The organism is Paraflavitalea sp., assembly GCF_059502485.1.
The window spans coordinates 1,198,436-1,210,973 of record NZ_JCACET010000010.1; the positions used below are offsets into that span (position 1 = coordinate 1,198,436).

At 46.6% G+C, this 12,538-nt stretch carries 15 protein-coding genes; 10 read left to right on the top strand and 5 right to left on the bottom strand.

The window, feature by feature from the left end; translation table 11 throughout:
- Positions 1-130 precede the first annotated feature (130 nt).
- Positions 131-3,145 (top strand): membrane dipeptidase, encoded by a 3,015-nt coding sequence (locus AC5JBY_RS22060; RefSeq protein WP_495906824.1) that lies wholly within the window; start codon positions 131-133, stop codon positions 3,143-3,145.
- An 8-nt stretch (positions 3,146-3,153) separates the two neighbouring features.
- Here AC5JBY_RS22060 and AC5JBY_RS22065 read toward each other — a convergent pair whose 3' ends face one another.
- The 5 genes from AC5JBY_RS22065 to AC5JBY_RS22085 form a co-directional block, all read right to left on the bottom strand.
- The gene (locus AC5JBY_RS22065; protein ID WP_495906825.1) at positions 3,154-3,801 is read right to left on the bottom strand and encodes a LysE family translocator; all 648 of its coding nucleotides are present in this window, start codon (positions 3,799-3,801) and stop codon (positions 3,154-3,156) included.
- A 14-nt stretch (positions 3,802-3,815) separates the two neighbouring features.
- Positions 3,816-4,880 carry a hypothetical protein gene (locus tag AC5JBY_RS22070; RefSeq protein WP_495906826.1) on the bottom strand — a complete coding sequence of 355 codons (1,065 nt, stop codon included), beginning with the start codon at positions 4,878-4,880 and terminating at the stop codon, positions 3,816-3,818.
- Entirely contained in the window at positions 4,880-5,608 is a 729-nt protein-coding gene (locus AC5JBY_RS22075; protein ID WP_495906827.1) for an NRDE family protein, read from the bottom strand. The genes AC5JBY_RS22070 and AC5JBY_RS22075 overlap by 1 nt, the downstream gene beginning before the upstream one ends.
- Positions 5,577-6,095, bottom strand: a complete 519-nt coding sequence (locus AC5JBY_RS22080; protein WP_495906828.1) for a hypothetical protein — start codon at positions 6,093-6,095, stop codon at positions 5,577-5,579. Before AC5JBY_RS22080 ends, AC5JBY_RS22075 begins: the two co-directional genes overlap by 32 nt.
- 88 nt (positions 6,096-6,183) lie before the next feature.
- Complete coding sequence (locus tag AC5JBY_RS22085) at positions 6,184-6,726, bottom strand: YceI family protein (protein ID WP_495906829.1); 543 nt, start codon at positions 6,724-6,726, stop codon at positions 6,184-6,186.
- 97 nt (positions 6,727-6,823) lie between these two features.
- Here AC5JBY_RS22085 and AC5JBY_RS22090 point away from each other — a divergent pair, with 97 nt between their 5' ends.
- The 9 genes from AC5JBY_RS22090 to AC5JBY_RS22130 all read left to right on the top strand — a co-directional run bounded on the left by AC5JBY_RS22090 (position 6,824) and on the right by AC5JBY_RS22130 (position 12,532).
- Complete coding sequence (locus tag AC5JBY_RS22090) at positions 6,824-7,600, top strand: (Fe-S)-binding protein (protein WP_495906830.1); 777 nt, start codon at positions 6,824-6,826, stop codon at positions 7,598-7,600.
- Between the two features lie 18 nt (positions 7,601-7,618).
- Positions 7,619-8,128: a hypothetical protein gene (locus AC5JBY_RS22095; RefSeq protein WP_495906831.1), complete on the top strand. Its 510-nt coding sequence runs from the start codon at positions 7,619-7,621 to the stop codon at positions 8,126-8,128.
- A 100-nt stretch (positions 8,129-8,228) separates the two neighbouring features.
- Positions 8,229-9,005, top strand: a complete 777-nt coding sequence (locus tag AC5JBY_RS22100; RefSeq protein WP_495906832.1) for a hypothetical protein — start codon at positions 8,229-8,231, stop codon at positions 9,003-9,005.
- 18 nt (positions 9,006-9,023) lie between these two features.
- A complete protein-coding gene (locus AC5JBY_RS22105) occupies positions 9,024-9,833 on the top strand; it encodes a glutaminyl-peptide cyclotransferase (RefSeq protein WP_495906833.1) in 810 nt (269 codons plus the stop codon).
- Between the two features lie 86 nt (positions 9,834-9,919).
- Positions 9,920-10,291: a VOC family protein gene (locus tag AC5JBY_RS22110; protein WP_495906834.1), complete on the top strand. Its 372-nt coding sequence runs from the start codon at positions 9,920-9,922 to the stop codon at positions 10,289-10,291.
- A 161-nt stretch (positions 10,292-10,452) separates the two neighbouring features.
- Positions 10,453-11,007, top strand: coding sequence for a DUF6934 family protein (locus AC5JBY_RS22115; RefSeq protein WP_495906835.1), 555 nt, complete (start codon positions 10,453-10,455; stop codon positions 11,005-11,007).
- A 12-nt stretch (positions 11,008-11,019) separates the two neighbouring features.
- Complete coding sequence (locus AC5JBY_RS22120; RefSeq protein ID WP_495906836.1) at positions 11,020-11,181, top strand: hypothetical protein; 162 nt, start codon at positions 11,020-11,022, stop codon at positions 11,179-11,181.
- A gap of 71 nt (positions 11,182-11,252) precedes the next feature.
- Positions 11,253-11,615: a ribosomal maturation YjgA family protein gene (locus AC5JBY_RS22125; protein ID WP_495906837.1), complete on the top strand. Its 363-nt coding sequence runs from the start codon at positions 11,253-11,255 to the stop codon at positions 11,613-11,615.
- A 122-nt stretch (positions 11,616-11,737) separates the two neighbouring features.
- Entirely contained in the window at positions 11,738-12,532 is a 795-nt protein-coding gene (locus AC5JBY_RS22130) for a nuclear transport factor 2 family protein (protein WP_495906838.1), read from the top strand.
- Positions 12,533-12,538 lie beyond the last annotated feature (6 nt).

Below are 12,538 nucleotides of genomic sequence, written 5' to 3' on the forward strand. Positions count from 1 at the left end.
TAATGTATTTCCTACACGCTGTATTGGATGGCCGGAAGCAAAAATGAGGCCAAATGTTTACCATGATCATGTGGTGGACAGGCTTTTTTGCGCGCTTATTTTTGGTTTCACCCAAAAACAATCCAGTGTTATGAAATATGCATTTCTGCTCTTCCTTCTATTGTCCTGTACTTTTATCGATGCTCAACAGCCTGTGAAACCTATTATTAATCCCAAAGACGTTCAACAACTTCCCAGGGACGTTCAGAACAAGGTTTCTAACGCCGATCTGGCAAAACTCAACCCCATCAATTTAGGCAATCCACTGTGTGAATACAGACCCAGCGAGAAAGTGAAATACATTTTTTATGATGTGGTAAGGCTGGATGAGATCACCAACCGGACCACACCCGAAGCCGGCGACCATATTGCTTTGGTGGCTGTGATCGGTGGTAAGGAATACACGCTTGTACCCGCCAATGGGCTGTCTGTAGATGGCTCTACCGGCACGCCTCAGGGTATGAAGCTGGCAGAGATCACCGGAGCAACGCGCATAGCGGGTATGCCGCCCGTTGCCTCTTTGTGGAAGATCAGCAGAACAGGCAGCGCCTATACGCTCAACTACAACGGCGCCTATCTTCATGCCGATGCGCAGTGGCAGCAAACAGGTGGTTTGCTTGGCTTCCAGGCCGGTATCCCCAAAGTAGGTAATAGCGCTTCTTTCAGTACAGGCTGGGCTATTACCGCCGGCATGGAAGGCGGCAAAGTGCTTCAACTGCAAAACACCGCCGATAATAAACTGCTGGGTTATAGCTATAGTGAAGGGGCTACTGTAAATATTGGTGGTACAGCCAGAAGGCTTGTAGCAGATATTACACCCGTTGCCATGACGGCGGGTGAAACAGCCGGCGGCAAAGTTTTCAGCGCTAAATGGTATTATAGAATTTATAAGGCTACCAAAACAACCAAGGCTAAGCTATACCCTACCGATATTGAACCGGGCGCTTATCTCATCAATACCGTGCATGATAACAAATCGCTGATGCCATTAATCAATGGTGTAGCATTTGGAGAGACCAAGCCATCGATGGAGGATCAGCAATGGCAGTTTGAACAAACAAACCGGGGCACTTATTTTATCATCAATAAAAAAAGAAACCAGGCGCTTGGTGTGTACGGGCCTTCTTTGAGGTTGGGCTTCAAGACCATCAATGCTTTTGATTTTTACGAAACTGATTCTTTGCAATGGATCATCAGGGGGCCTTTCGAAGGGAAATACAGTTTCATGCCGTTGTTGAATGATAAGCTGCCCAACACTACCAATGTGTTGACGACAGATAATGCCGTTGCTGTTGAAATAGGGAGGTATGTGCCGGGCTCTTACTGGCAGGAGTTTATGGTGGACACCTTGAATGGGCCGCTGTGGGGCTATACGGATATGCATACACATCCCATGAGCCACCTGGCGTTTGCCGGTAAAAACTTCCATGGCGCGCCGGATGTAGGTTCTATGATGTTTGCCGGTACGATACATCGTGATGCAGGCTTTGACGTGGGAGAAACAAAAAAAGATTGTAATACAACGATCGAACGCGTGAGGACCGTAGCCGATGCGCTGGGTAATTGTAATGCCACGCATGGCGGCTGGGGCACGGATAATAACTGCGGTGATTATTTAAGGAATGGATTCATCGGGATCATGGAGGGCATGACCGATGGCGCTGTATCTGCCCACGGCAGTAAGGTATATGGTTATCATCCCGACAAGAATCTTGCTTTTACGCACTGGCCCAGGTGGAATGATATGACGCACCAGAAGATGTGGGTGAACTGGCTGGAAATGGCTTATCAATCTGGCTTACGCGTGATGGTAGCGTTGGCGCACAATAACAAGGTGATGTCGGAGATCATTGCTTATAATGACAAGGGTACGCCTAAGGATGATGCCAACTCTGCGACGCTGCAGGTGAAGGAGATCATCGATTTTGTGAACCGGCACCGCGCTTTTATGGAAGTGGCTTATACTTCTGCTGATCTATACCGTATTGTAAAGTCGAATAAGCTGGCGGTAGTGCCAGGCATCGAGGTTGACTTCACCGGCAATTTTACGCTGGACATGGTGGACAATGCAGTCAACCAGCGCAAGGTAGAGGATGAATTGAACAGGCTTTATACGGATGGTGTAAGGTATATTTTCCCGATCCACCTTTCGGACAATGCTTTTGGTGGTACGGCTATTTATGAAGACCTGATGAATGTGATGCAGAAGATCGCCACCGGTACTTTCTGGAAAATTGAATGTAGTAAGCCCTCCGACTCTATTACGCACAAATTCGAGATGGGCATCAACCGGAATATCACTACTGCCCTGCAGGCCGGGCTGCCGCTCGCTCCTGCCCTGCTGGAAGGACTTACACACCTGCTACCACTGCCTCCCGGGATCAAAGAAGCCGCACAGCCTATTCTTAGTGGTATCATCGCCGGCATGGTGCCTTTGACGCCTGCTATGCAGGCGGCATTAACCGTGGTGCCCGATGCTCCGCCTTCCTGCGCCGGCACAACAGGGCATCGCAATGCAAGAGGCCTTACACCGCTGGGCGTATTTGCCATCAAAAAGATGATGCAGAAGGGCATGCTGATCGATGTGGACCATATGAGCCAGTATGCGGTTGACTCGACGCTGCAGATAGCCAGCCGGTTCCGGTATCCGGTGAACTCTGGTCATACAGGCGTGCGACCTGCTTCTGAAAATCAACGCACATTCAGACAACTCAATACGATCACAGAACTCGGTGGTTTGTTTGGCGTGGGCTGGAGTGGACAGCATGCCAAGAACTGGGTGGATAATTACAAGCTGGGTTTAAAGGGTATGAGGAACAGGGGTGTTTGTATTGGCAGCGATATCAACAGTATTGTTTTTACGCCTAAACCACGTCCGGGCTCCAATGTACAGTATACTACTACCGGATTCCCTGCGCCAGCGTCGTATGGGCACACCTGGAATTATAATACTGATGGCGTGGCGCACTATGGTATGTTGCGGGACTTTGTGCGTGATATCCGTAATATGGGTAATGCTGCGGAATTGAATGTATTGTTCTCTTCTGCCAACGAATTCCATAACATGTGGAAGAAATGTGAAACGCAAAGCCGTTATGTTCGATAAGCAACGCTCTATAATTGTTCCGCCGCATCTTTGTGGCGGAACATTCTCCAGGCCTGGATGATGGCTGTGACGGCAAAGATGCCGCCGATGACCCAGTTCACGACGTTTTGGTTGGCATTGAGTTTATCGACCATTAAATGCCCGCCTAAGATAAATATGCAATTGCCGAGCAGTGTGCCAAAACCGATGCCGAAGATGTACATGTTGTAATGGTCATTACGGGGCTGCAATACTTTCTTAGTGAATAATACAGTGCTCCAGCCAAACCAAAAGGGTATCTGCATGGGGTTGATAGCACTCATGGAAAGGCCGAGTAAAAAGCGGTGCATGGTGCTGCTGAGGATGATGTTCTTCCCTTCTCCCGAGGGATGGGCAGCCGCAATAAAGGTGGTTACAGCCAGGGCAACGATGATCAGGAGGGTAAACCATTCGAGCCAGCGAAAGAGTCTTTTCTGTTTCCGTACCCAATCCATGGCCACCAGCGACAGGCGCACGTAGACCATTTCTACCAGCAAGGCTCCTAAGGCAAAATAAAAGGCTGGCCGTATGCCATCTGTTACAGATATCTGCATAGCTGCCACGTTGAGAGTGCCCAGTGGCAGGGTGCCCAGGAAGCTGATAAAAAGCCCTGTACAGAATATGCGTAGCAGTTTCATGTTGTCGTAATGTATTACTCCGTCATTGCCGCCAGTTTCTGCGACCATTCTTTGTCTTCGCGGAACATCTGTACTCCTTCTTTCCAGGTAAGGTAGGGATGTCCTTTGCGGTGGTTCATCCTGCTAATACGTCCCAGTATAAACCAATGCCGTAAGATCTCTTTCCAGGCAAAGAACAATGAATGCCGGGGGTCATATATGTGCGTTGGTTCGGCACCTGCGCCATTGACCTCAATGATGGCAAAGTTGCGTCCCTCTTTCAATTCTTCCAAAGTATTGTAGCGAATATCCAACCGCCCATAATAAAATTCCGGTATCTGCTTACAAACAGCATCTATTGTGGTGCGTAAGGCTTCATCGGCCAGGTGTGAGTGATCGAGGAATAAAGAGCCACGGGCATGGTTGCCATAGGGTGATACGATGCGCTTCTCTCCTGTCGGCAGTATTTCTTCCAGTCCTGCACCATGTATCTTTTCCATGCTAGTCATGTACATCAGCGCCCGCTTGCTTTGTTGCAGCAGCTGGCGGATGGTATGCCGGCCATCGCCTGTGACGGCCAGGAATTCTTTTTTAACGATACCAGATACAACGCCTTTGCTTTCTCCGGGATACCGGTAATAGAAGATGCCTACTTCATTTTTCCAGGGAACGTACTCTTGTATGTGGAAGTCGAGATAAGCTTTCGATACATAGTCTTTTACATCGGCCTCTTCTTTCAGCACTTTTACCCCACGGCCACGGCCGCCTACATTGGGCTTGCCAATGAGCGGGAATGAGAGTCCCTGGCGCTTTAGTTCGCTCATCACGATATCGCCATTGGCTGGTATGGAAAAGAAAACTGTTTTGGGATGGTATTGGTCCGGGATCAGGGCCTCAAGGTCTTGTTTAGATTCATTGAGAAAGCCGCCATTTTTGATGCGCGGGTTGGAGGCAGCAAAGAAAAAGAAGGAACGGGAGCGCAGACAGATGAGTATCCAAAATGGATAGAGCCACAGGTAAACGGCTGTAAAGCTCCAGTATTCCCAGTTAAATAGTTTTATGAAAAAAGGTCGGTGCAGGATTCTTTGGAAAACATTCATTATCGGCCTACCATTGTTTTTTCGATTGCTAATTCCTGCGCAAAAGTCTGATTATTTTTTAAATCGAGGTAATGCATTCCTATAGCATGGGGTACGATCGTGAGTGCAGTGACGCTTACGGTAAATACTTTGCCTTCGCGGTTCATCATAAGGTCGTTGTGTTCATCACCATCGCCGGTGAACTGGTGAAATGCCAGTATATCGTCCCGGAGGGGTGTCATTTGTTTTTGCAGCCAGGTCTCGAACCATTGCTGGCGTTTGCGAACAACATCTTCTGTATAAAGCGTAGCGGAGCTCCATATATGTGGGCGGGTGGCATCCAGCTGTTGCTCATATTTCTGCGTTCCATCCCAGCGGCATTCGTAGAGGCGCCCATCTTCCCAGATGATGGCTGTAAAAGGCTCTATGTTGTCGAGGGAAAGGCCGAGGAAATGGTGGTAGGGCATGGTGCTATCGATCAGCTCCAGCAGGATCAGTCCCCTGCTCTTCCGATACGGAGGTGCGGGCGTGTGGCATACCCAGCCGCCATTCAGGAATATGATGGCATTACCATTTTCATGGGCTGCTATCCAGGTGCCGCCTGCATCGCCATCTTTGGGAAATACAATCCTGCCTGAGGGGAAATCGTATACGGCGGGCGCCAATGCGGGCGAACGCCAATGTTTCTCATCACGGTTGGAAGTAAGGTATACTTTATCAGGAGCCGGAATGAATGTTACTGTGCACATGCTTTTTATACTTGACCGTAGAGGATGCTACTCCAAAATTCTCCGGCAGGGTGATGGTTGTTACTTCAGTCAATCCTACGCGGATAAGCGCCATGTGGTGTATCGTATGTTCGAGGTTGTAGGCTACTTCGCGAAAATAGTTGGTAGCAATGGTAATGGGCTCGGTGGAATGATCGTCGTACGTAGCCTCCAGGGTAAGTTCCTTGTTACTTTTGCCAAGACCTCCATGTATCTCCAGCAGCAGGCTACTGGCCAGTGCTTTATCGGTTTCTATGGCCAGGTCGCGTTTTCTTTTTTCGTAGTTCACCACGCCTTCATCATACCCTTTTTCGAGGCATTGGAACAGTTCTATTACATGGCGAACGTGCTGCCCAATGGTGTTGTTGAACAAGGTTTTGCATGGCTGAACATACTCTTGCTGAGAGATCTGCTCTAATGACTCAGCAAGCTGTACAAATACCGTATTGACAGCTTGTTGTAATTGCATCGGTCGGTTTTATTATTTGCAAAATAGGATTATTCGGGTTCATCCACTCTGTTCTTAACTAACTTTTAATCAACAACTCATGCACATTTCAGGTCTTCTTAACAAGTACCCGTAGGGATACCGTGAGTTTATCTGCAATAGTGCTTGTTCTACCTACCCGATATGGCTTCCGGCGGGTATCAAAGTCTCCTTCAAGCCAATAACCGTCAGTGGTGGGAGTAACGGTAAAGGGGAAAGAAAGCGGCAGTGATATTCCCTTAATAGTCAATGTACCTTGCATAAAAAATGTGCCAGCCTTTTTACCAGGTTCAACCTTAACAGATACGAATTTTATGTGTGGATGGTTCTTGACGTCCAAAAAGACTTCTTCACGCAAATGGTTGTCCCGGGCATTATTGCCGGTATTTACGGAGGCCGCATCGATATAGACGTCGAACGCGCTGTTTTCCGGGTGGGTAGCATCAAAAGTAATGTTGCCCTGTAAGCCGGTAAAAGAGCCTTTTACGTTTATGCCGAGGTTTTTGATGGTGAAACTGACCTTTGAGCTGTCATCTACCGGGGTATAGGCCTGAGCCTGTGCTGCTATAATCCAAACAACGCCTGCCAGTAACGCAACTATCTTTCTGCTCATACAATTTTACCTATTGATTAAAAATATTCACGAAAAGTTACTAATAGGGTACCTTTCATCAAAATCATCATTAGTTTTACACCCAAATTTTCAATTGATGCAGGTACCAACCATGGCAGAGATGATGGCCAGCGGCAATACTCCGGATATATTGTTTTGGGTAGGATGTGCGGGCAGTTTTGACCAACGTGCCCAGAAGATCACGAAGGCTTTTGCCACTATTCTTACTAAGGTGGGCATTAATTATGCCATAATGGGTAAGGAAGAGATGTGTACGGGTGATCCCGCGCGCCGTGCCGGCAACGAGTTCATGTTTCAGATGATGGCCTACCAGAATATCCAGGTGCTGAATGGTTATGGTATTAAGAAAATCGTAACTACCTGTCCTCACTGTTTTAATATTTTCAAAAACGAATATCCTGCGCTCGGGGGCTCATATGAAGTAATTCATCATACTACCCTATTGCAGCAACTTATTGACGAAGGAAAGATCGTGCTGCAGGGTGGCGGCCTCTTTAAAGGGAAGCGTATCACTTACCACGATAGTTGTTACCTGGGCAGGGCCAACGATATTTATGAAGCGCCGCGCAAGGTGCTGGAAGCGCTCGATGCCGAACTGGTAGAAATGAAGCGTTGCCGCACCAAGGGCCTGTGCTGTGGCGCCGGCGGCGCCCAGATGTTCAAGGAAGAAGAAAAGGGTACTACCCGCATCAACATTGAACGCAGTAACGAAGCGCTCGATACGGGTGCAACCATCATCGCATCTGCCTGTCCCTTCTGCAATACCATGCTTACGGACGGGGTCAAAAACAAAGAACAGGAGCAAAATGTTCAGGTTTTAGACGTAGCCGAGCTGATCGCTCAATCTCTGTAGTTATTGTATCTTTGTGGCATGAACTGGAATTATCAATCGCTGTTACCCGCTGATTTTGCATCCGACTCCCGTGTATGGATCTATCAAAGCAGCCGCCTGTTTGCTATGGGCGAAGCGCTGCAGATCGAAGACCTGCTCAATACTTTTGTAACGAACTGGAAATCGCATGGTACGCCGGTGAAAGGCTTTGGCACGCTGTTCTTCGGACAGTTCATTGTGCTGATGGCCGATGAAAATGCTACCGGCGTGAGCGGCTGCAGCACTGATAGTTCTGTAAGACTGATCAAACAGATCGAAGAGTTGTACAAAGTGCAATTGTTCGACCGCCAGCTGCTGGCGTTCCAGATAAAAGACAAGGTACAGTTATTGCCCCTGCCCCAACTGCAACACGCTATCGATAACAACTTCGTCACTGCCGACACGCTCTACTTCAACAACCTGGTGCAAACCAAGGAGGAACTGGAGAACAAGTGGATGGTACCGGTGAAGGATAGCTGGCTTACACGCCGCATTGCTATTAAAGCCTGATTAATTCACGCCTTACGGATTGTTAAAGTGCCCCTGTGTGGCATAGCCTTAACACAACCTTTACAGCCTGCATATTAGCTTTAGGAAAACCACTTCCTTTATGCTAAAATTCTACTTGCTGCCAGCGGCTGCAGGGCTGCTTTTTGTTCTTACTTCCTGCCAAAAACGTCACAATCCCAACGAAGGTTCTATCCTTCGCCGATCGGTCACCAACACTTCGGGCAGTGGCCTTGTAGCTACGAATTATGTGTATGATGAAGATGGTGTACTCGTGAGATTACAACTTACTACAAATCCCGACAATCCGAATGCCCGAAAGGAAGCCGTCATCATGGAGTTTAATGTTGCAGGCGATCTTATAAAATCATACCATGCCGAATATGGCAATAGTGCTTATAACATCCAGGAGTATACTTATAATGGCCGGCGCGATACCATCCGGTCGGTGATCACACTTTACCGCTTCCTGCAGCCCGCGTATACGCGCCAGGTAGTGCTCGACGATCGCCGACGCGTAATCAGCGACAGTACCCGCGCCCTTCCTACCGGTGATATTACTTTTACTTCTTTTATCTGGGATGCCACCGGCAATATGGCTACGGAGACCAGCGGGCTCATCATAAATGGTACACAACAAACCAGCAAAGAGATTTCTTATACGTACGATACGCATCGCAATCCTTTCAGGAGCTTTGGCCTTTCGTATTACCTGGCTACCCGCGACGGCAAGGCTTTCAATGTAAACAATGTAGAGAGCTGGACGGAGAACAACCTTCGTTATACCTGGCAGTATAATTATAACCCTAATGACCTGCCGTTGAATTCTTTTATTCCCGCGCCCAATGGCGGGCTGAAGTATGAGTTTTATTACCGGTAAACTATTATATTCGTTTTCATGGCAAAACGAGTTGTAGCTTTTGTACTATTGCTTTCGGTCTATGGCTGTAATGATAACCCTGAAAGAGGCAATGAACAATCGCCTCCACCTATTCCCGTGATCAATTATGCAGTGGTCAAGACCTTTCCACATGACACCACTTCCTTTACAGAAGGATTTTTGGTGCATAATGGTCAGCTGCTCGAAAGCTCCGGGTCTCCTTCAGACCTTCCACAAACCAGATCGCTGGTGGGCTTTGCCGATACCGCTACCGGCAAGATGAATATCAAGATCGAGCTTGACAGCAGAAAGTATTTTGGCGAAGGGATTGTGGTGGTGAAAGATAAGCTGTATCTGCTTACTTACAAGAGTCAAACCTGCTTTGTATACGATGCCAAATCTTTTAAGCCGATTGGCCAGTTCCGCTTTGCCAACAAAGAAGGCTGGGGACTAACGACAAATGGTTCGGAGATCATTATGAGTGATGGCACAGATCAGCTAACGTTCATCAACCCCGACAACTTTACGCCCATCAGGCAAGTGCGCGTTACGGAAAATGGTGTTTCCCGCAATTACATCAATGAGCTTGAGTTCATCAATGGCTTTATTTATGCTAACATCTGGCAGCAGGATGTAATCGTCAAGATCGACCCTGCTACCGGCAACATAGCAGGCCGCCTCGATATCAGCACGCTTGCCAACGAAGCCCGGGGTAAGCAGCCCGATGCCGATGCATCCAATGGTATTGCCTGGGACAGTGCAACCGACAGGATCTACATCACAGGCAAGCTGTGGCCTGCTATTTACGAAGTGAAATTCCCTTACTAAGCTTCTGCAACACTTTCATTGCATCGCAGTCGACATTTTAAATGTCCTATATTTATCTTTTGTAAACTATCCAAAAATAAATAGCCATGAGCCAACCTACCTTCAACGGCGGTGTAAACATTGCCATCAAAATTCCCAAAAGCAAATACGTAGCTACTGTTGCTTTTTATAAAGACATCCTCAAACTGTCTGTAGAAGAAAGGCCTATCGACAATCCTACTGTATCCAGAACGCATGAAGTGAAATTTGGCGGTAATACTGTGTGGCTTGATTGTGTAGACAACTATACGCATTCGGAAACATGGCTGGAGCTTGTGACGCCGAATGTGCCGGAGGCTACTGCCTATCTTAAAACGAATGGTATCAATACTTGTGACGAACTGGAAAAGATACCAGACAATGCGCACTGGATACAAGACCCGGCGGGTACGGTGCTTATTGTGAATAAACAGGCGTAATACTAACCCGGTCTTTACAGGTTAAATTATTAGTTAATCGTTTACAAACGGGTAGCTAGTAATTTAACCTGTAAATTTGCACCCACAACCAAACTCACTTGCAGATCAATAACCTGTCACAAGTATGTGACAAGTAATTAAACTAAAATTATTGAACTGCAATGAATATTGATATTAATTTTGAAGACACGTATGAACTGAGTTTCTTATCCCCTACACTGGACAAATTCAGTTTTTATTCGCCCACTATTGAAGGTCATTCCCAATTGATCCTTGTTGAAATTCAACAGACGAGTAATCAATTCATACCTGAATTCCTGAACCTTGCGTTTGGGCCACCCAATGACAAGGGAGAAATAGATGATTTTGCAACAGTCGCCCATGTAAGTTACTCCAAAGCATTTTCTACTATTTTATTCTGTGCTATTGCTTACCTGAATAATAACAAAGACGTCTACGTGGGTGTAGATGGCTCAGATTTCAGGAGGGCATATTTGTATTTCCGTACACTCCATCGCAACTACAGTTATCTACAACAGTATTTTCGTTTATATGGACTTAAATATTATGCTCGTGTATTAAGAGGAAGAGACAAATACGACCAAATGGCCGTTGATCCTGAAGAGCTTACACATGCTCCTTTCGTGATTGACAATGCACCTTTAACCAATCATAAGTCCCTATACAACTACTTCATTTTTTACTTAAATTTGTAAAAATTACGGCATATGAAGGACCAGGTATTGCAAAAGATAAAAGCTTTAAGTGAAAAAGCAAAAGCCGTGAAGGCTGAAGCTAAAACAGGCAACAGCCGTAACTCGTTGGCCGAAACCATAAAAACAAAGCAACAGGCTGAAAATCTTAAAAAGCAATTGAAAGCTTTACAATAATATTCATTACACTCTTATAGCAAGATGAAAAGTGTTGTGGTTTCCGCAACACTTTTTTATTTTGTGCCCGCATGTTTACTTTCAATAAAAAATACTTTTTCGCGGCGGTCATTCTCTTCATTATTGAAGTGTTGATTGCGCTTTATGTCCACGACGCTATTATACGGCCGTATGTGGGCGATTTCCTCGTGGTCATTTTGCTTTACTGTGGCGTAAAAGCTTTTTTCTGCATCCCATGTTTCCCGGCAGCTATTGGCGTATTGCTCTTTGCCTACCTCATCGAAATACTGCAATACTTTCAGATCGTGCACCGGCTGGGCCTGCAGGATTCAAAGCTCGCTACCGTTGTTATCGGCAGTTCATTTGAATGGATCGATATTATTGCTTACACGGCAGGCGTAGCCTGCATCATTATCTTTGACAGGAAAAATTGAATTTGCAGTCAAACGATCTTCAACTATCTTTAGCGCTCCAACAATTCGACCTCCGAAGTCCTGCAGTGTACAGGCATATTCATCCATTCATTTATATTATTTGTTTTAAAGCCATCAAAAACATGAAAAAGTATTCATGCATCCGTATTGCGTTTACCGTACTTGTTGCACTTATCGGTTCTCTTTCGCTGCAGGCACAAACAACACCTGAAGAATTAAGCAAGATCATCCTGGAAAAGGACAGCCTGTTCTGGAAAGGTTATAATAACTGCGACACGTCGCTCACCGGGCAGTTGTTCTATAATGATGTTGAGTTTTATCATGACAAAGGAGGCATTACCAATGGACTATCCGCATTGCAAGCCAGTCTCAAAAACAACCTCTGCAGCAATCCTGACTGGCGGCTGCGGCGCGAGGCAGTACCCGGCACGGTGAAATGTTACCCTTTATACAACAACGGTACTATCTACGGCGCCATCTTATTAGGAGAACACTATTTCTACATCACAGAGAAAGGCAAACCCGAATTCCGCGACGGTCATGCCAGCTTTACGCATCTATGGCTAAAGGAGAACGGCCAATGGAAAATGAAACGGGTGCTGAGCTATGACCACCACGCTGCTGCAAAAACCAATGAACGAAAAGCTATTTCGCTTCCTGCGGCTTCGCTCAAACAGTATACCGGTATGTATGAAGGTCCGCAGACGGATAGTTTATTCATACGTGAGGAAAATGGGGCACTGATTATGGTAAGTGGTAGTAAAAAGACACCACTATATGCAGAGAAAGCCGGCCTGTTCTTTATGAAAGATCGCGATCTTACTTTTGAGTTCATTCGGGATGGAAAGGCTGCAGTAACTGGTATGCGGGTACGGGAAAATGGTGCTGTAGCAGAGGAGTTGAAACGAGTGAAGTAATCCTTA